This is a genomic window from Bradyrhizobium sp. 195 (assembly GCF_023101665.1).
In the GTDB taxonomy this organism is placed as follows: domain Bacteria; phylum Pseudomonadota; class Alphaproteobacteria; order Rhizobiales; family Xanthobacteraceae; genus Bradyrhizobium.
This window is the reverse complement of the sequence record NZ_CP082162.1, coordinates 127,771-146,078: the sequence shown is the minus strand read 5'-3', so window position 1 is coordinate 146,078 and position 18,308 is coordinate 127,771. Positions and strand designations below refer to the sequence as shown.

At 59.2% G+C, this 18,308-nt stretch carries 23 protein-coding genes; 12 read left to right on the top strand and 11 right to left on the bottom strand.

Features of this window, described 5'->3' with window-relative positions; translation table 11 throughout:
• Nucleotides 1-95: 95 nt before the first annotated feature.
• From IVB26_RS39415 to IVB26_RS39405, 3 genes are all read right to left on the bottom strand, one after another.
• Nucleotides 96-1,553, bottom strand: a complete 1,458-nt coding sequence (locus tag IVB26_RS39415; protein ID WP_247973780.1) for an NAD-dependent succinate-semialdehyde dehydrogenase — start codon at nucleotides 1,551-1,553, stop codon at nucleotides 96-98.
• A gap of 201 nt (nucleotides 1,554-1,754) precedes the next feature.
• On the bottom strand, nucleotides 1,755-2,111 hold the full coding sequence (locus IVB26_RS39410; protein WP_247973779.1) for a cupin domain-containing protein: 357 nt from the start codon (nucleotides 2,109-2,111) through the stop codon (nucleotides 1,755-1,757).
• Between the two features lie 13 nt (nucleotides 2,112-2,124).
• Entirely contained in the window at nucleotides 2,125-3,048 is a 924-nt protein-coding gene (locus tag IVB26_RS39405; protein WP_247973907.1) for a 2-hydroxyacid dehydrogenase, read from the bottom strand.
• Between the two features lie 346 nt (nucleotides 3,049-3,394).
• Here IVB26_RS39405 and IVB26_RS39400 point away from each other — a divergent pair, with 346 nt between their 5' ends.
• Complete coding sequence (locus tag IVB26_RS39400; protein WP_247973778.1) at nucleotides 3,395-4,273, top strand: GNAT family N-acetyltransferase; 879 nt, start codon at nucleotides 3,395-3,397, stop codon at nucleotides 4,271-4,273.
• Nucleotides 4,274-4,862: 589 nt separating this feature from the next.
• Here the strand turns inward: IVB26_RS39400 and IVB26_RS39395 are convergent.
• The 4 genes from IVB26_RS39395 to IVB26_RS39380 all read right to left on the bottom strand — a co-directional run bounded on the left by IVB26_RS39395 (nucleotide 4,863) and on the right by IVB26_RS39380 (nucleotide 7,907).
• Complete coding sequence (locus IVB26_RS39395) at nucleotides 4,863-5,306, bottom strand: hypothetical protein (RefSeq protein WP_247973777.1); 444 nt, start codon at nucleotides 5,304-5,306, stop codon at nucleotides 4,863-4,865.
• A 453-nt stretch (nucleotides 5,307-5,759) separates the two neighbouring features.
• Nucleotides 5,760-5,987 carry a hypothetical protein gene (locus IVB26_RS39390; protein WP_247973776.1) on the bottom strand — a complete coding sequence of 76 codons (228 nt, stop codon included), beginning with the start codon at nucleotides 5,985-5,987 and terminating at the stop codon, nucleotides 5,760-5,762.
• A gap of 29 nt (nucleotides 5,988-6,016) precedes the next feature.
• Nucleotides 6,017-6,202, bottom strand: coding sequence for a hypothetical protein (locus IVB26_RS39385; RefSeq protein ID WP_247973775.1), 186 nt, complete (start codon nucleotides 6,200-6,202; stop codon nucleotides 6,017-6,019).
• 1,483 nt (nucleotides 6,203-7,685) lie between these two features.
• A complete protein-coding gene (locus tag IVB26_RS39380) occupies nucleotides 7,686-7,907 on the bottom strand; it encodes a hypothetical protein (protein WP_247973774.1) in 222 nt (73 codons plus the stop codon).
• A 551-nt stretch (nucleotides 7,908-8,458) separates the two neighbouring features.
• Between IVB26_RS39380 and IVB26_RS39375 the strand changes: the two genes are divergently transcribed.
• A complete protein-coding gene (locus tag IVB26_RS39375) occupies nucleotides 8,459-8,938 on the top strand; it encodes a MarR family winged helix-turn-helix transcriptional regulator (RefSeq protein WP_247973773.1) in 480 nt (159 codons plus the stop codon).
• Between the two features lie 113 nt (nucleotides 8,939-9,051).
• On the opposite strand, the gene IVB26_RS39370 is transcribed toward IVB26_RS39375, so the two are convergent.
• A complete protein-coding gene (locus IVB26_RS39370; protein WP_247973772.1) occupies nucleotides 9,052-10,623 on the bottom strand; it encodes a porin in 1,572 nt (523 codons plus the stop codon).
• A 483-nt stretch (nucleotides 10,624-11,106) separates the two neighbouring features.
• Between IVB26_RS39370 and IVB26_RS39365 the strand changes: the two genes are divergently transcribed.
• The 5 genes from IVB26_RS39365 (at nucleotide 11,107) to IVB26_RS39345 (ending at nucleotide 13,842) form a co-directional block, all read left to right on the top strand.
• Complete coding sequence (locus IVB26_RS39365; protein ID WP_247973771.1) at nucleotides 11,107-11,985, top strand: recombinase family protein; 879 nt, start codon at nucleotides 11,107-11,109, stop codon at nucleotides 11,983-11,985.
• 106 nt (nucleotides 11,986-12,091) lie between these two features.
• Complete coding sequence (locus IVB26_RS39360) at nucleotides 12,092-12,508, top strand: hypothetical protein (RefSeq protein ID WP_247973770.1); 417 nt, start codon at nucleotides 12,092-12,094, stop codon at nucleotides 12,506-12,508.
• A 4-nt stretch (nucleotides 12,509-12,512) separates the two neighbouring features.
• A complete protein-coding gene (locus IVB26_RS39355) occupies nucleotides 12,513-12,779 on the top strand; it encodes a hypothetical protein (protein ID WP_247973769.1) in 267 nt (88 codons plus the stop codon).
• Between the two features lie 241 nt (nucleotides 12,780-13,020).
• Nucleotides 13,021-13,230 (top strand): hypothetical protein, encoded by a 210-nt coding sequence (locus IVB26_RS39350; RefSeq protein ID WP_247973768.1) that lies wholly within the window; start codon nucleotides 13,021-13,023, stop codon nucleotides 13,228-13,230.
• Between the two features lie 186 nt (nucleotides 13,231-13,416).
• The gene (locus IVB26_RS39345; RefSeq protein ID WP_247973767.1) at nucleotides 13,417-13,842 is read left to right on the top strand and encodes a hypothetical protein; all 426 of its coding nucleotides are present in this window, start codon (nucleotides 13,417-13,419) and stop codon (nucleotides 13,840-13,842) included.
• A 115-nt stretch (nucleotides 13,843-13,957) separates the two neighbouring features.
• Here IVB26_RS39345 and IVB26_RS39340 read toward each other — a convergent pair whose 3' ends face one another.
• Complete coding sequence (locus IVB26_RS39340; protein ID WP_247973766.1) at nucleotides 13,958-14,263, bottom strand: hypothetical protein; 306 nt, start codon at nucleotides 14,261-14,263, stop codon at nucleotides 13,958-13,960.
• 701 nt (nucleotides 14,264-14,964) lie between these two features.
• Complete coding sequence (locus tag IVB26_RS39335; protein ID WP_247973765.1) at nucleotides 14,965-15,312, bottom strand: response regulator; 348 nt, start codon at nucleotides 15,310-15,312, stop codon at nucleotides 14,965-14,967.
• Between the two features lie 252 nt (nucleotides 15,313-15,564).
• Between IVB26_RS39335 and IVB26_RS39330 the strand changes: the two genes are divergently transcribed.
• Entirely contained in the window at nucleotides 15,565-15,768 is a 204-nt protein-coding gene (locus IVB26_RS39330) for a hypothetical protein (RefSeq protein ID WP_247973764.1), read from the top strand.
• 311 nt (nucleotides 15,769-16,079) lie between these two features.
• On the opposite strand, the gene IVB26_RS39325 is transcribed toward IVB26_RS39330, so the two are convergent.
• The gene (locus IVB26_RS39325; protein ID WP_246917581.1) at nucleotides 16,080-16,262 is read right to left on the bottom strand and encodes a hypothetical protein; all 183 of its coding nucleotides are present in this window, start codon (nucleotides 16,260-16,262) and stop codon (nucleotides 16,080-16,082) included.
• Nucleotides 16,263-17,024: 762 nt separating this feature from the next.
• On the opposite strand from IVB26_RS39325, the gene IVB26_RS39320 reads away from it, so the two are divergent.
• The 4 genes from IVB26_RS39320 to IVB26_RS39305 all read left to right on the top strand — a co-directional run bounded on the left by IVB26_RS39320 (nucleotide 17,025) and on the right by IVB26_RS39305 (nucleotide 18,261).
• On the top strand, nucleotides 17,025-17,201 hold the full coding sequence (locus tag IVB26_RS39320; RefSeq protein WP_247973763.1) for a hypothetical protein: 177 nt from the start codon (nucleotides 17,025-17,027) through the stop codon (nucleotides 17,199-17,201).
• Nucleotides 17,202-17,244: 43 nt separating this feature from the next.
• Nucleotides 17,245-17,454 (top strand): hypothetical protein, encoded by a 210-nt coding sequence (locus IVB26_RS39315; protein ID WP_247973762.1) that lies wholly within the window; start codon nucleotides 17,245-17,247, stop codon nucleotides 17,452-17,454.
• Between the two features lie 206 nt (nucleotides 17,455-17,660).
• Complete coding sequence (locus IVB26_RS39310) at nucleotides 17,661-17,837, top strand: hypothetical protein (protein WP_247973761.1); 177 nt, start codon at nucleotides 17,661-17,663, stop codon at nucleotides 17,835-17,837.
• Between the two features lie 253 nt (nucleotides 17,838-18,090).
• Nucleotides 18,091-18,261 carry a hypothetical protein gene (locus IVB26_RS39305; RefSeq protein WP_247973760.1) on the top strand — a complete coding sequence of 57 codons (171 nt, stop codon included), beginning with the start codon at nucleotides 18,091-18,093 and terminating at the stop codon, nucleotides 18,259-18,261.
• Nucleotides 18,262-18,308 lie beyond the last annotated feature (47 nt).

The window sequence follows — 18,308 nt, the reverse complement described above, 5'->3', positions numbered from 1 at the left end:
GCGGCACTTCAGTAAGAGAGATCTGCGCTGGTCAAGGAAAAGGGGGCGGTTCAGCCGCCCCCTTTTTTGCTTCCGCCGCCGATCCGATGGGCCAGTCAGTCCAGCCCGCCCACATGGAGCGCCTTCGTCTCGAGATATTCTTCGATCCCGAGCTGCGATCCCTCGCGTCCGATGCCGGACTGCTTGACGCCGCCGAAAGGCGCGACCTCCGTCGAGATCAGGCCGGTGTTCAGGCCGACCATGCCGAACTCCAGCGCTTCGGCAACACGCCAGGAACGCTTGAGGCTCTCGGTGTAGAAATATGCGGCAAGGCCGAAGGGTGTGCCATTGGCGATCGCAATCGCCTCGTCCTCGGTCTCGAAGCGGAAGAGCGGCGCGACCGGCCCGAAGGTCTCTTCCGAAGCCAGGAGCATCTCAGTCGTGGCGCCGCCGAGCACCAGAGGGCGGGCATATTGCCGACCTTCCGCCACCGTTTCACTCTCCGAGATGATCTTTGCGCCCTTGTCCAGGGCGTCCACGACGTGCCGCTTGATCTTCTCGATCGCCGCTGCATTGATCATCGGCCCGATCGCAACGCCGTCTTCCGTGCCGGGACCGACCTTCATTTTCGCCACCCGGCTGGCAAGCTTCTGGGCGAAGGCGTCGTAAATGCCGGACTGAACGAGGATGCGATTGCAGCAGACGCACGTCTGCCCGCCATTGCGGAATTTCGACGCAATCGCGCCCTCGACGGCCCGGTCGATATCGGCATCGTCGAAGACGATGAACGGCGCGTTGCCGCCGAGCTCGAGGCTGAGCCGCTTGATGTTGTCGGCAGCACCTTTCATCAACAAGGCGCCGACGCGGGTCGATCCGGTGAACGAGATCTTGCGGACGGTTTCGTTGGCCATCAGCTCCTTGCCAATGTCCGCCGGCATGCCCGTCACGACGTTGATCACGCCCGCCGGTATCCCCGCCCGCTCAGCCAAAACAGCGATGGCAAGGGCCGAGAATGGTGTAAATTCGGAGGGCTTGATGACCACGGTGCAGCCCGCGGCCAGCGCAGGCGCCACTTTGCGGGTAATCATCGCGTTCGGGAAATTCCAGGGCGTGATGATCCCGCAGACGCCCACCGGCTCTTTCAGCACCAGGATACGGCGGTCGACGGTGGGTGACGGGATCGTCGATCCGTTGATCCGCCGGGCCTCCTCTGCGAACCATTTGACGAAGGAGGCCCCGTAGCGGATTTCGCCGAGCGATTCGGCAAGTGGCTTGCCCTGTTCCAGCGTCAGCAGAAGCGCCAAGTCCTCCTCGTGGCGCTGCATGAGGTCATACCAGCGCTCCAGCAGCGCGGCACGCTCGGCATGAGCCTTTGCCTTCCAGTGCTTGAATGCAGCGGCCGCCGTCTCGATTGCTGCCCTGGTCTCGTCTCGGCCCATGTCGGGGATGGTACCAAGCACTCTCTGGCTCGCAGGATCGATGACATCAACAACGGCTTTCGTGCTCGCGTCCCGCCAGTTGCCGCCGATCGGTGCTTGCTGCCGAAACAGATCCTTGTCCTTCAATGCAATCATGGCTGTCCTCCTTGCCTCGGGCTCGACCCTGCCGTCACTGCCTGATTTGCGAGTGGCGCGGCGAAGCCGGCTCGTGCGAGCAATACACGCCCGCACGCCGCATTTTTCATTGAGAATGAAGTGCCTGGCGGCTCTGAATCTCGTCAGATGCCGCCTCGTAAGTCGAATCTTCCAACCGCGGCTCAGCCCTCGGGCATCGTCTCAGTCATAATGGCAGACGTAGATCTTTCGCACGGTCTCGATCGTGCGCCAGACGCCGACAAAGCCTGGCTTCATGACAAAGCTGTCGCCGGCCCGAAACCGCCTGGTCTCGCCACCCTTTTCCTCGATTTCGATGAGACCTGAGAGGATATGGCAGAACTCGAAGGTGGTGCCCTTGATGGAATGGGTCTCGCCGGGTGTTGCCTCCCAAACGCCAGTCAGCACCTTCTCGACCTTCGAGGCGTCCTGCGCCCAGGTCTTGAAGGACGGATTGCCCGAAATGAGCCGTTCCGGCGCCGGCACGGCGTTCTTCGGTGCGAAGTTCGGATTCGTGTCGATAGCAATCAGAAGTGACATGGCATCTTTCCTGTTAGTAGCCGAGTGTTCGATCGACGAGGCCGATCGGATTTCGTCCGGCGCGGTGGCGCCGGATGTTCTCTATGACGGATTGCGCGGCCGTATGCGGTTGCGTCACCGACGCGATGTGCGGCGTGATGATCACCTTCGGATGCGACCAGAGCGCATGGGCTTCCGGCAGCGGCTCGGGATCGGTCACGTCGAGCATCGCTGCGGCGAGATGTCCGTTGTCGAGCGCTTCGATGAGTGCGTCCTGGTCAAGCTGCGGACCGCGGCCGACATGCAGCAGCCTTGCTCCCGCCGGTAGGAGAGAGAACAGCTGTGCGTTCAGGATGCCGCTTGTTTGCTCCGTCAGAGGCAGAAGACAGACGAGAATGTCCGTTCCTTTCAGGAAGTCGCCGAGCTGACCACCGCCGTGGAAGCAGGTGACGCCCTCGATCGTCTTGTTGCTGCGGCTCCACGCGGCAAGCGGGAATCCAAACGGCTTCAGACGGTCAATCGCAGCTTGTGCCAACATGCCCAGGCCCAGAAAGCCGACGCGCCGATCGGCCGCCTGGGGCGTTGCAAGAGCCTGCCATTGGCCTCTTCCCTGCTGCTCCCGATAGGCAAGCATCTCGCGATGGAGTGTCAGTACCCCAAGCGCAACGTATTCCTGCATCATCCGTAGGATGCCATCCTCGACCATGCGCACGATCTTGACATGGCCAGGTATAGCCTCCGGCTTGAATTGATCGACCCCCGCACCGATGGAAAAGACCACTTCCAGGTTTCGAAACCGCGCGACATCATTGGGTACGTTCCAGGTCAGCAGGTAACGTATCTTTTCCGGATCAACGCGTTCACCGGAATGATAGAATTCAAGATCAGGGAGCTCGCGCGCAAAGGCCTGCCGGAATATAGCCGCCCGAGCAGCATCGGAATTGAAAAGGAACGCCATCGACGTGGTCCTCTCAGGTCCTCGCCCGGGATGCGGCGCGTTGAGACCGGCCTGGCCGGCCACCGAGGGCTGGAAAGGCGGCGAGCCCTCGCGCGAAGCCTTCACGTTCACTGGGGCTCACCCTGCCTGCTGTTGTCGGATATCGATAGGCCGCGACCAGTAGCTTTCCCTGCTGAATCGAGTTGCACTGGCGGCGAAACATTCCGATTACCGCCTGCCAAACAGGCGAAACCTGCTGGCCTTCCGCGCTATGCTGCTGCAAAAGAGGGCTTGCGCGGCACGCAGCAGAAGGCCGGCGGGGGATAGGCCGCGGCTTTTGAGCCCCGCGAAGGAATGGATGAGCTGAATGGGACGAACGGTACGCGTGAAGTCCTTTGAACTGGTGGCCAAGGACATCAATGACGTTGATGTGAAGCTGCTCCACGCGCTTTCGATCGGTGTCGGCTGGCCGCATCGCCCCAAGGACTGGGATTTTCTACGCCGCGCCGGCCACGGCATCGTCGCCGTGGATGGCATAGACCGCGTTTTCGGCAGCGCGATGTGGTTCCCTTATAGCCAGGAATTCGCGACGATTGGCCTGGTGATCACATCGCCCCGAACCCAGGCACAAGGTACTGGCCGCTGGCTCATGGAGCAGGTGTTCGAGCGGTGTGGCGACCGGAATTTGACCCTCAACTCGACCCATGCCGCCTATCACCTGTATCTATCACTGGGGTTCACGAAGGAAGCCACCGTATATCTATGGCAAGGAGAGATCGTCTCACCACCTCCGCCGGTGCCGGCTCTGGCCGGTGAATTGAGCTCGCTATCTGCGGCGAACATCGGAGAGATCGCGGCACTGGATGAGCGCGCGTTCGGAACTAACCGGCGGAAGCTGCTCGCATTGCTTTCTGAAGGTGCGTCAATCTCCGTCTTGCGCCGTGGCGGAGAGGCCGTCGGTTTTTCCATGAAGCGAGAATTCGGGCGCGGTCATGTGATCGGCCCGATCGTCGCCAGCAATGATTGTGACGCGATCCATCTCACCGCCGTGCATCTCGAGGATCTCGCGGGACAATTCGTCCGCGTCGATACGCGGGAGCAGACGGGTCTGTTTGCCGACTTCCTTCAACAGAGCCGCCTCGGAATGACCGATACCGTCACAACGATGTCTAAGGGCCGGCGATTCCTGAACCGCAAGGAAAATGAGCCGTGGGTGTACGGGCTAGCCGGTCACGCGTTGAGCTGAGGCTATGAAGCGAAGCTCCGTGGGGACTGGTGGCAACGGTGCCGAGAGTGGGAGTCAAACCCACGATTCCCATCGCGGTGTTGAATCCTTTGCAGCATCATTCCTGCTCATTCGGCTGAAGTCGGCCGAGGCCTCACTCATGGGGCGAATTTCTGGAGTGTGGGCGACGCTGCCGCTCGCGCTATCGAGGGCTGGTTGACTATTTGGCCTGAGAAGACCGTTTGAGAAATCAGTTGCTCAAACGGTTTTCGTCGCTAAGCCCTTTAAATGGTGGGCGCACCAGGGCTCGAACCTGGGACCCGCTGATTAAGAGTCTCGTGCTTAGCGAATTAGTTCAGGCACTTAGTTGTAAAAGGCCTCGAAATCTGGCCCAACGAAATCAATTAGTTACAAGCAAATTGTAAATCTATGGCCGGTAGTTGCGAAACCTGCGACCCGTGCGTCCCGAACGCAGTGAATGTTTTCTAAGTCATTGATGTTTCTTAAGGTGGCGCCACCTATCGTCACGTTTTGTTCACGCCATTTTCGCCCATTTCATTGCGAATTCGTTGCGTAGTTTCCAATTCATTCCTGCCGGTCAAAACGGCGCTCACAGCAACCTCATCTCCCCCTCCTCGTCCCACTCAAGGTCGCACAGGACCTCGGCTTCAATCGAGGTCTCACCGTTGAAGTCTTTGGCGTGCTCAACGAGCATGCTTCGTGCGGTTTCCTCGGCTTGTGCCTTTGAGCTGCACTGCTTGTGAAATGTCGCGGTCGTCTCCGCCGCTCGCCGAACGGTGTCCCAACGCATGATGGTCAGAACCGCGTACCAGGTGCCTTTACCGCTACGCCGGCGTGCTTGGATCTCGCGATAGCGATCGGCAAGTTGAACAACACCCAGCCAAATTGGGCGACTCGTGTCTCCTTTGGAGATTTCGTCGGCCTCGAAGGCAAACCCCTTGAGATCGAGTTCGCTGAGCCACCGCAGTTTGTTGTCGATGCTTGTGATCCGCCCTTGAACCTCCTGTATGACTTCTTTCGCTTCATACGTCACCTTGGGCGGCTTAGGCGCGGCTCCTCTGGCCCGTTCGATCCTGGGCTGGCTGGCTGTTTTCCGCCGCCAGATATCGTCCGCAATAGCGTCCAGATCGTCCTTGGATAGAGTCCACCGGCAGGTAGAAGCGGATAGAAAGCCCCATAGGGATCACCCTCAATGATCCCGCATATTTCCCCCGCATTGATGGAATGGGCAATGGCGAAAGGGTTGGAAATCTCCGCCGACGCTATGCCCGATCCCGCCGGAAGCGTCTGAAGTCTCGCCATAGCCGCGACGTCCTCCTCCACCTGAAAAATTGATGCCCGGCAGTCAAAGCCTGTTCTAGCCTTGAGGTTCACCGCCGAGCGCCGGCCGTGCATCTCAGGTTCTCAAGGGACTGATAGTCTTCGGGCCGGCGTAGCCATCTACAATCAATTCCATCGCACTCGACATAACACCACTCGTGCGGGTTCACTTCTTCTTCGTCTTGGGTTGCTTCTTTGGCACCGGGGCCGCTGCGGCTTCCCGTGCCAACCGCTCTGCCTTCAGCCGCTCTCGATTCTGAGCAAAGGCCTTATCGGCGAGCGCGTGCTCGGACATGGCCTTTTCCGCGTCGACTTGGCGGAAGGCCTTGCGAGCTTCACGCTCTGCTTTACTGATTGGTTTCGGCGGCTCGTATTCACCAAATTCTTTTGTCATCTTATCCGATCTGATGCTTCTCTCAGGGGTCAATTCTTGCTTTTGGGCCCGGCATCTCGCGCCAAGCGCTCCGCTCTGAGACGTCTATGGTTTTCCTGGAACTCTGGATCTGCTTGGCTATCCGCAATCGCTTGCCGCGCCCCATTCGGGTTTTGCGCCTTTAGGTCGGCCTGATCAGCGATCTGCTGCTCGGCGTTGCGTTTCGGTTTGGCCATAGATGATCCTTGCTCCCATTGATCACGGCCGCGCATTGTTCTGCAGCCGTGACTGCTATTTTATAAGCTGACCGCCAACTTGAAAAGCGAGCTAATGACCCCTTCATTTAGACCGAGAGGTCGGGCCGCTAGCGTTGAGTTTCGGGGACGGACCACTTCCGGCCATCGGGTCCCACCGCGAATGAGACAGCCTCGACTAACAACGAGAATGCCGGCGAATGAAACGGAGTAGAGGTCGTAGCCGGATCTTCACCGAGAGCGCCTGTAGAAGCTTCACAGCCATGCGATAGCCGAGGAAGGAGTTATTGTGTCACTTCGCGTAACCCTGTGATCGGAGCCAGGCGATCCGACGCTCTCCATTCATCCAATCGTCAATATCGGCTTTGCTCGTAAAGCCCGTGATTTCGGGGTTCTGCGCCTGGGTACTCGGCGATGACAGCCAGTCGTCCTCAGACTTACGGAGTGGTTTGAAGCTCACTTTTACTTTTGCCATGCCGAACTATGCAGGAAAGTGCGCAAGAAGGGAACCTCGTGGAAGCATTTCAAACAACTTGCCGCCGTGCCCCGGCGCCGGATGTAAACGAGCGCCATTACATTTCCGCGCACCCGACGTCGCTCCCACAATCAGGGTTCGACCGGCTCTTAGCCGCCTCTACCTCGCTGATCAATGCAGTGAAGTGATCGGCTAATTTCGCATACAGCGCGCATATTTGGGTCGTCGCAAGATCGCGCGTTACACCGCCTGCGTTGCATCAGCTCGGAGCTTGTCCAGGCTGGCTTGCCTGAAGACGATCAGAGGAAAGCTGAAAGGGTAGCGGTGCTTGCGTTGGCGGCCTCTCCAACTCTCCTCGCCACCGATGTACGCTGCAGCCACAAGAATCCTAGAAGCGACCGCCGAAGCCGGCGCTGCCACCAATGGGAGAAAGAAATCGACGCACGCGATTGGGGGATCTCGCGCCGGAGCGATTCAGTTCGTCGCCTCTTTCCCGTGCGTTCGAGCCTCTTTCTCTGAGAGCTCTTCGACATAGCGAAGCACGAGGCGACGGTTACTCTCATCCTTGATCTTCTGGAATGCCTTTATGAGGCGTAGCATCTGCAGATCTTCAATTTGATTCCTCATCACGAAACCTCAGAGGCTATCTGGGCCCGGGCTGCCCTGACGTTCCTTGCACCTCTTTGACGCCCAAAGTCGGTGCGAGAACCTGTGCTCGCCTCACCCGGTCGCGCAATCTCTCTAGGCGGCGCCGCTGCTGCTTGAGACTGGTTACGTCTCTGTCCAGCAGTTCTAGGAGAGTGTGGGTTGGCAGGGCGCAATGCTGCTGATGCGAACTCATTTGACCTCCGGCAAGGTAAAATGAACGCCGCGATTATGATCCTAGACATGGGTCTTGGCCGTTATCAAAAGGTTCAACCTCACCGAGAACGTTGCGGATCCAAGACGCGCGAGCACACAGGTGATATCCCGAGGGCCGCACCCGTCAGATCATTCTGCCGCCCTTAGTCCCTGCTCGGTGGGCTCATAGCGCTGCCCCTGCTTCACCAGCCAGCCACCTTCAACCATCTTCTGCGCCAATCCTAACGAACATGCCGGTTGGCTGCCCCCCGGGTGATACATGCCGTCTCCGCGCTCGACCAGAAACCCGTAGACGCGGGCGAGCCGCAGCGGCTTCAGCATGCCGGGAATGAGGATGATGGAGCTGGTCATGGTCTCCCAAGCGCGCGCACTCGTGAATGTTCCGGCGCGCGGTCTGGGACTACGAGAACTGAGGCGGGTCTTGCACTTTAAGAAAGTTAGGGCTCTGGCGGAGAGCGGCTTCACGCGGCGGCGGACCAAAGAAACGGCCCCAGCCATTTGGCGGTGACTGGGGCCGTTGGGACTTACTCCGACCCGCAGGGGGGGACATGGGGCCGGAGCACAGCACCAAGCCAGAGGCTTGCCACTGGCTCCTAAGATTCCGTGAAAAGAGGCCACCCACTACGGCGACCTTACCTGGAAATTTACGGGTACTCGTCCTCGCGCGAGCGCCCGGATCCCGGTCGACGACTGCGGAGCGCATTGGTGATTATGGGTGCCGCACTCTTCTGTTTGCGGACTGGCATCGATAGATTGAGCTTCGCGCGAGAAGCAGAGTCGGAAAACTAGGCCGTGCACTCGTTATGCCGCCGCCCTACAGCCCGTATTGATTGCCGCAGCCATCAAATCGCAGGCGGCGATTATTACGTAGGAGTATTGGGCGCAAGCGAAGCAGGACTTTCATGGGTGAGACGAAACTCGACAGAGCTATGACGGATTTCGTTTGGAATATTATCGAAATCCACTCCCAACTAGAGGACATTCACAATGTCTGGGCTCGACTGCTCGGTATCAGCGAGCCTCAGTGGCTCATGCTGATGGCGATTGCGGACTTGGATGAAGGACTTGGAGTCGCGGGAATTGACATTGCCAGCAAGCTACGTGTCCACCCGGCGTATGTAGCAAATCAAACCAAGAGCCTGGAAAAGGCAGGCCTTCTTGTGCGCCGAACGCGCTCGGATGATGCCCGCTTCGTGCCGATGTCATTAACTGAGCAAGCGATGACTGCAATCGCTAAGCTATCCAAAAAGAAGGCAAGCCTGAGCTCAACGATGTTCGCCGAGCTTGGTGAAGGAAGGCTGGCTGAGTTGAACACTGCGCTTTTGGCAATCGCCAAGAATGTTCGACTGGCCGCCCGACTGTTGGCAATCGAAATCTTGTGATCTTCGGAATCTAGCCAAGACGCCAGAGCCCTCGGCAGTCTCCCGCCGAGGGCTCTGAGGAGCTCTCGGCGGCTTCCCACCAAGAGCTCCAATGCGCAGTCGTTAGACCGAACTTACCAGTTGCGCTGAGCGCGGAGGAGCAGGGTGATGGTGTCCTGATCCTTCAGCTCGTACACAGCGGCCGGCTTGGCCGTCGTGCCCGAACCCGGGTAAGCAAAAGTACCGGAGTACTTCTGGTCGAGGTGGGTCCAGTTCAGGTCAGCCGAGAACGTGAGGTTCTTGACCGGAGTCCAGCGGGTGATGATACCGACCTGGCCGATGGCAAAGTCAGGATTACAACCCGTCACACCGGCGAGACCGCCGAACACACCACCAACACCGGTCGGACCGCAGATCGTGGTCTTAGCCAGCGAGCCGAACTGCGCCTGAGCGTAGGCACCGTAGATCGCGGTGTTCCAGTAGGGATCCCAGTTGTGGGTGTACGCACCACGGAAGCCCCAGGTCTTCACAGTCTCCTGCGAGGAGCCGGTCACGAACACGGTGTCCGGAGCAAAGGCGAAGCCGACGCTCTGGTAGGCAACGCCCGAGCTGCCGAACATCGAGTAGCTGCCGCCCGCCAGGTTCTGGAAGTTGTAGCGGGACGCGCCGTCGGTGTAGACGCCCTGGATGTTGATCACGTCACCCGCACCAGTCGGGATGTTCTTGATCGACAGAGCGAGCTGAACAGCCCAACCCCACTTGTCGTCGGGGTGGCCAGTCGGCTCGGTGGCGCCGTAGTAGGCAACGTGGTTGTCGTGAGCAGCGACCGACGCCTGGAACAGACCCCAGGCCTGGTCGACACGGACCATACCGACGAGGTTCGGCGAACGCGAGCCGCCGATGGCGTTGGAGCCATACGCACCGCCAGCGATGCCAGCCACCGAAGCGCCGGTCATGTTGACGTTGCCGGCCTGGTAGTAGGCCGTCGCGTCTTCAGCCGAGAACGACGCCGTCACGCCCTGACCGAAGTCAGCAGTGTAGGTGAACTGGTTGACACCAGTGACCGTGCCGGAACCGCCGACGAGGCTGTCGAAGTTGTTGCCGGGATAGTTGGTCCAGGGCGCGTCGAACTGCGACACGGCCTTACCCATGGTGAAGCCAGCGAACTGGATGAAGGCGTAGTACACGCCGAGCGAACCGCCCGAGGTCGCGCCGTCAGTGCCGTTGACCGCCGAACCAACGAGCGCCGGGGTGGCGCCGGAGGTGTTGAGCGCCAGCGTGCTGCTGTAGGCGGTCGCGCCGGTTGCGCTGCCGGTGCCGGAGTAGTTGCCGGTGGTCCAGGAGAACACGCCGTCGAAGAAGGTACGGACGACGCCGTACTCGGTCGCGGTGCGCGTGTCGATGTTGAGATCTTCACGAGCGCGCATGGTGTAGTAGTTCGTCAGGCGGTTGCGCGCACCGTTGTTACCGGTCTGCTGGCCGCTGAAGACCGAGTTGGTGTTCAGCGCGACTTCAGCGCGCAGATAACCACCCAGCTTGATGCAGGTGTCGGTGCCCGGGATGTAGTAGAACCCGGCTCCGTAGAGCGAGCAGATCTTCACGTATTCGACCGCTTTGGCCTTCACGGGGAGATCGGCTGCCTGCGCTCCGCCCACGGCGATCAGACCCGCCGCTGAGCCGAGCAAAAGGCTCTTAACCAACTTCATGTTAAACCTCCAAGTTGCTCTTCAGGGAAGGTCACTGACCGGACGGCCAATTCCCCAACCCCCTCTAAATCACCGCTTTGGTCCCCTTCGCGTCTTCGGACACACCCGCATGAACGCGAGGGACTTAAGCGAAATGACCTAAACGGGACGACCTCGGGATGCCCCCCTCCGTCGCGCAGTCACCATGATCGATGCCCCATGCACACACAACAAGAGAACGCTCCGAAACGGGCCTATGAAGCTTGTTTTCGGACAGGTGTTGCACAAAAATCACGCAGTTTCTTGAGGGGAATTCTTGCCTAAGCTATTGTTAGGTATGAAAGTTCCGGCGCTCACAGGGGCGTGAGTGCCTCGCCGACGAATGGATCCCCAACGCGGGAACATCCACGTCTAGTGCACCTGAAGGCGGGAATCGATTTGCTCTGGGGGACGAATCGAATGTCCGCTTCGACATCGCAGCCAGCCATTCGGACCAGGATCACTATGTCTAAAGAGAGCAGCAAAAAGATCTCAGCGGCGCCAAGTTGGCTTGGCCTCACTCAAGACCGGTTGTCCTTCGTGTTCCTGCCGAACCGGGCCGAAACCGTGCGAAAGATTTTCCAACTCGCAATCGGCGGGATGGGCAGCTACGCCATCGCGAATTATCTCGACGAACTAAAGGTGCCGACCTTCACCCAATCGCTTAACTGGGACAACGCCACCATAGACTCCATGCTCAGGAACCGGGCGACCTACGGTGAGTACCAGCCGAAGTCCTTCGCCGGGGGTCATAAGAGAGGTATCCCGAGCGGCCATCCCATTTCCGGCTATTACCCTGCAGTCATAGACAAAACCACTTTTGATGCTGCGCAGGCGGCACGCCAACAGAATCTGGCGCATCGTGGGCGCAAGGGAAATGATCTCGCTAACATTTTCGGTGACCTATGCTTGTGTGCCTATTGCGGCAGCAAAGTCATCTTCCATCGGATTTCGAATGTGCAGGTCCTCGTATGCGAGCAGGTCTTGAGTGATGGCGCCTGTAGCCGCTCCGCCTGGACATACAAAGACTTTGAGATCACCGTTCTTGCTTTTCTGGCTCACCCAGCATTGCTCGGCCAAGCTGGCGACGAGCTAAAAGCAGGGCTGCTCGATCTTGTCCAAGAAATCAAAGGCCTCTCTTCCGATCAAGAGCGACGCTACGCTAGAAGAGTGAACATCACCGTTCTTCTCAAACGGATTGTCGCTGGCCTCGTGATTCACAGTGCAGGAAATCTGAGCCTGCCTAGACATTCCTCGGCACAGATCCGGAAGGACATCACCGGAAGGTTTCTTGAGATTCAGCTGCAAGGGGGGCCGTCGTACCCCTGCATCTCAATAGGGTAATCAACTCGTCGGCCGGTGGGCCACCACCTGTCCATGAACAGTGGATTCGCTTTTTGGAACGTCTATTTTGGTGGGTCACCTGCAGCAGGCTCGATAGAATTAAGCCATGATTGCCCTCACCCGCAGATCGGACAATCACAACGGTTGGCAGATCTATTTCGGCGACGTACGCATCGGGCAGATTGGCCGGCGATCGGGAGTGCCTGGTCATACCGATCAGTGGGGATGGATTCTCGGCTTCCATCCAGGCATGCGGAGCCAACTCACCGGTAGTGCCTCGTCCTTCGAGGAAGCCCGCGAGCAGTTCGAGGCCGCCTGGTCGAAGCTCGCGCCGACCTTGACCGAGGATCAGTTCGAGAGCTGGCGCCAAGACCGCGACTTCCAAGCCTGGAAACGTCGCATGTGGGACACGGACTGCCGCATGCCCACGCAGAACCAGGACGGCCGTTCGCGCTGCTTCTGCGGCGAGACGATCACCATCGACCACATTGAAGCCCACATCCAGGCCGCCCACCGGGGATAGGTGCATGAAGCACGCCGAGCCCCGTCCCTACGCCAATCCGGAGGCCGCCGCGCGCAAGCTGGTCGAACTCGCCGCCGGCGTCGAGCCGCTCGACGGCCGCGTCCACATCGAGAAGATCAACGCGCCCTTCCTGTTCACGCTGAAGGCCAGCGGCGCGGAGTTCGGAGCCGGACTGCGCTATGCGGTCGAGCAGGGCTGGCTGATGCTTCACGAGAGTGGAACCTACGTGAAGCTGCTGGCACCGAGCGAAGATCTGCTGCCCCCTCAGTGAAGCAGCATCACCGACATCCACGCCGCAAGCGCCGCGCACAGACCAATTCCGAGATATGGCAACACCAGGCGCATCGGGCTTCCCCTCCGAAACGCGAAAATACAATGCCGCTAGCGTCCCGTGATTTCACGCGACCGGCCGTCAACTCAAAGGTTGAAATTGTGGCCTCTGGTAGGCAATCGGAACCATTGCCAGAAACCAGGCTTGAATCCCGGTTATGTTCGCGTTGCGGAGTTGCGTCATGGGTAGGGGCTGGACGCCCTCGATCGTGCCGGGCGGCGACGAAGAGACGGTCTACCTGGTGAAGGACGATCTCGGCCGCCATGGCGCCGTCTGGCGCGAGGCTGGGCGCCACGGGCGGCGGACAGTCCAGCGGGTTGGTGACTGCCAACCTGCCTCCATACACGCCGGCCGGTACGATCACGAACGGCTCGATTTCCATTTCGCATAATGCCAACAGCCAAAACTCATCCACCACGACAGGCGGCGGCGCGTTTGGTATCCCCAGCTCGGGCGGTGCCAGCATCTCCGCATCACAGGGCACCTCTACGTTCACAGGAACGGCGCAGGGCGGCACAAGTACGGCGTTCACGAACATGCAGCCGACGATTGCGCTTAACAAGATCATGAGGGTTTTGTGAGCACGACGGAAACCGCATTCGTTACGGCCACGCCTTGGCCGAAGGGATTCCTCTGGTTTCTGCGCAATGGCGACAGTTGGTCCGCGCCAGATATCAACAACGGCGAACCGTATTTGCCGGGCGTAAAGGCACAATGGCTCCGCAACCTCTATTGGTTCTGCCGCAATCCCATGGGCAACTTCATGGGCTTCGTGCTTGGCGTTGAGGGTTACGATTACACGGTGACAGGGCCGGCGCCGATCATGCTGACGACGCTATATGATGCAGTCCCGCCGCAATGCGGCTGGAAATGGTCAATCATCAAGTGCGGCTGGGCTCGGCTTCCGTTCATTTCCTATTCCGGCAAGCGCGTGCTTTGGTATGCCGGATGGCGCCCGGCAAGCGGCGGGCTGGGTCTCAAGTTGAACATTCATTCGGATTGATGGCGCCGTCTAAATGGCAGCACCTTAGCAGCAGGGCGCTTCTTGGCAGGAGGGGGCGGCGGTTCGGGGTCGGGCGTCTCTGGATCGATGCCGTAAAGATCAACTAGCGAGTGACCTACCTTTCGCCAGCGAGCCTTTTGTAGAAGCCTTCATAGTACCAGAGTTCGGTAAACCGAGCATCTTTCCAAGGAACGTCACTGTCTTTTTCCTCGTCATCATCATCATCGTCCTTGCTTCTCGGCAGGAGGATTTTCACAGCCGGCCCGTCCCAGATCACTCCCCCCGGACCCAGCAGGCGATATTCGCAGTGCTCGGGGTCCAGGACTTCATCTATGAGGTAAGCCAATTCACGCGTATTCGACGCGAAGAACACGCCTACAAGGTCATGCTCCTTGATTGTTCGGACGAGGTACGCAGGCATAACCGGCTCCAAAAGGCCGGCATCATTCCTCAGAAGATGAGGCAAATCAATCGGGCCTCCACTATCGACCCTTCGGAGATTTCCGAAAGTTCACCTGCTCCCAGACAAACTACGTACAATGCGGAATGCGGGGGGGATCATGATCTATAGAATCGCAGTGGCAATATTCTCGGCCGCGGCAACCTTCATAAGCGGGCCGGTGAAGGCTGACACACTTCGCTGGGTCTGCAAGTACGATGTAATGGCCTCGCCGGCAGGAGTGCAGCGGGAAAGTTTTAGGCTCGAATTTGCCCTAGATAGTTTGACGAAAAAGGCCGTCCTCATCGGCAATGCCGGAATGTCCGATGTTGCTGTATTCAATGGTGATCAGGCCATCACTTTCGCAGAGACGCTGGGTACTGGAGTGATACAGACGACCTCGATCAGCCACGGGGACGGAAGGTCAGTGCACAGCCGACACTCCATCCTAGGAGGCAGTTTCGTTCCTTCGCAGTATTACGGTGCGTGCAAATAGCGTCGTCTAGCCAAACTGGTCAAGCACACGGCTGAAAGCTCGATGCGCCGTATTCTTCGACGCTGCGCAGCGGGACGAGCGAAGGGGACTGACGCATACGCTACTCCTACTCAAAGGAAGGAAATGGCGGCGGTAGGTTATCGTTCCGCGTTGCATTGGCAAGGCGGCGCACGGGGATGTGCAGCCACTACTTGCGCGTGAGCGACTTCATCGCCTCGAGTAGACGTTCGAGGCTGAACGGCTTCTGGAGCATGATGCTGCCTGAGACCGGACGCGGAACGGCCTGATTGTAGCCGGTTGCGTAGATGACCGGGATGCCCGGGTTGGCCTCCCGGCATTGAATGGCGACATCCCAACCTGACAGCGAGCCCCCCAGCCTGATGTCGGTGAATAACAGCTCGGGAGCCGCCTCGGCGCAGAGCTGGAGGGCGCGCTCACCGCTCTCGGCCTGCATCACCTCATGGCCGTGCGTTTCCAGGATGTCCGCGATCACGTCCCGGATCATGTCTTCGTCTTCGGCTACAAGAACCCGCAAGTCGTCCTCCGTCGCTCTTTTGTCCACGACGTGAGGACCCTTGAGCAGAAGCGCGGCCCCGGCTGCCAGGGGGCTTGGGGGTATGGCCGGGACCGGCTCTGCCAGCTCGGTTGCCGAGCCAGCGAGCCTCAAGCTGACAAAGGCGGCCTTTGTTCCTGCAGTTGGGCCTTGTTCTACTTTCCGGGAATACAGCGGCTGATTTAACTTTTGCGGTGGCCTGTTTTGTTCTAGCTTTTGGCCGTGGACCGAGAAATGGAGCTTCGCCATCTCGAACTAGCCGAGCGGCATATTGCCGAAGGTGAGCGCCGCATTGCAGAGCAGGAACAGCTGATCGCGCGCATTGCCCGCATCGGAGCCGACACGACCGAGGCTCAGAAGCTCCTAAACAACTTCTTCGCGACTCAGATGCAGCACATTGAGCACCGCGAGCGCATCTTGAAAGAGCTAGAAAAGTGAGCTCGAGATTGAGCTAGATCAATCTTCTCCTACCTCCCCGGCAAAACTATCGGGCCATGCCCGATCCTGACAAACAGACAGAGGAATAAGGAATCCAAGCCGTCGCGCCTAGAGGAGGCCCGGCGGATCATTGAAGAGTACGCCAACGATTTGCGGGAGATCATCCGGAAGCTCCGCCGGAAGATGAACTAAGGCCGCCGAATTGGCGCCTTACTGGCGGGCCTTTCCTGCACTCGCCGAGGTATCACAGCGTCACCAACTGGGGAAACCCGCCTAGGTAGGATCTTCGAAAGGCCGCCCCCAGCCGCGAGTCATCCTTTGCTCTTCACACCCTCCGCAATCGCGCGCTCGACTTCGGCGGCGAGCCCGCTCAGGTGATCCGCCAGCCGGCTGAAGAGTTCTCGCTTCTTAGCATCGCTGGCCAAATCGCGGATGAGGGCGCACTCCGCCGCATCCGTGCGGAGCTTTTCCAACTGAGCCTGCATGTCTTTCATTGCGGTCGGTCCGTTCCCAAACGGGAACTATAACCGGTGTGTGCAAAAGCGGACAGAACGGATTGCCGGTTTTTCCTAGGCTCAAACCACCTTGGCGTTTCCCATTACCGCCAGGCACTTCAGCGGCCCCAGCACCATCGTGATTTTGCTGGGGCCGTTTCTCTGCCCGTGTCGATCAGCCGAGGGAGCGCATTGGGCAGTAGGCAATTCGGATTAGGCACGTGGGTACAGTCCCGGGCGGCGCACCGAGCGCCCCTGAAGGGGATGGATTTCTTATTTGGGACCGAAAGCGCAGGAGCCCGATCGCAACGGGTATCAGGGCGACGCAGGCCCAGAAAGCTGGCGCGCCAGAGTTTAGACCGGCAATGAAGATCCCGATGCCAAAGCCGACGATAAAGGCCGAGATCGCATAGGCAACTACTGTGTCCATCGGTCGATCCAGGCAACAGGATCGATGCCTTCAGGACGCGCCGCGGCACCAAACGTTCCAGCGCGCCGAGGCGCCCCTGAAGGGGATGGATTTGTTTCAGGTGAGATGACAGGCAGAGCGTGAGAACTCCCCAAACAGCCTTGCATGATCAATGGGCCCGCCAGTACATGCTAGCCGTCCATTGTGCTAGCAACGTGGCGTGCCCCGCCGATCGTGCGGAACGTCGAGGCACCGGCCGCAGGTTCTGTTTCAACGCAGCGCCTGCGGCCTTACTTTGGGTGGGGGAACCGGCCGCGGGGAACAGCGTTTTGTAGGAACCAAGGAGGGTTCCGATGACCGAGTTTCCCTTACCGGACATCCTGCACAAAATGATCACTGGCGAGCTTGAACGGCTTCAAGCCAAGAGCGTCTTAGCTCGATCCGCCGTCGTCGAGCACATCGCTATCTCAAGCGAAATGCTCTGGCGGTCTCGCCAAGTGGAGGACAAAGGCCCCTTGCCGGATTCCTAACCTATGCAAATGCGACCTTTAACAAGCGCGGGCATTTTGACGAATGCCCGACGCCTTGCTCTTCCGTGCCGATATTGCCATCCAGGAAGCCCGCAAACTGCGGGACGAGCGCGACGCCATCGCTCGGCATGGCGAGATGATCCGCAGTGAATGCCGCCGCGCTTTGCTCGCTAGCTACACGGTACGGACAGAGGTCAGAGGCTACCAAGAAGACAAAGAGCAAGGCCGCCAGTTGGCGCCCGGGGCCGATTAACCCAGCGCTTTCGCACGTAGCGAGCATCACCCAGCCCGACATGTTCCGGCCTTCACACTGGATCTTTTTGCATGGCCCGATTTAATTAGCTGGCTATCCGCGAGAAATAAGCCCACGGTCTGTGTATCACCGGCCGAGGCTTGCCCGTAGGCGTCGGTGACTGAGAGACGCGCCGCGCTCCCGCCTGCTAGGCAGAGGAGCGGCTGATGTCCAAGCCGATCAACAATGACCATATTGATTTGCGGCGGCATCTCGCCTGGCGTGACATCGAGCTGATCGCCCGAACGCGCGAGCTCATCGCACGCAGCATGGAGCTGTTGAGGCAGCCACTGCCGTCAACATTCCTCGGGAAGCCGCGCGAGCCGGACAAAGATCAGGCCTGATTTACTAACCCAGGACAATGCGGAAGGTCTGGACTCAGCTTATGCATGCCTGATGACCGAGCTCGCCACATCGCGGACCGCGTCGCCCAGACCTTCTTGTCCTCGGTGTTCGGGGGTGTTGGTCGTTGTCCTTAAGATGTTTGATCCCAACACTGATCGAAACGTCCGATACTTCCAATGCCAGTCGTGCCGCAAACACGTTTGGGACGATGAGCTAGAGTAGAGGCCACGAACTTTGGAATGGTAAACGCGCATGGAAAACGGGGCTGGGCCTCCTTCGACGACGGAGCTGACGATCCTGGAGCGCTATAAGCGGGCGGCGCGTGAGGAAATGAACGGCCCCAACCTCCTCCAGTTGCTCAAAGAAATCGAGGACGAGATAAGAAGACGGGTCGCCGTGGTTTTTGAGGTTCTGCAATCTTGAAGGGAGTGAACGGTTAGCCAGCCACGCTCTTCACCGACCTCCGAGGA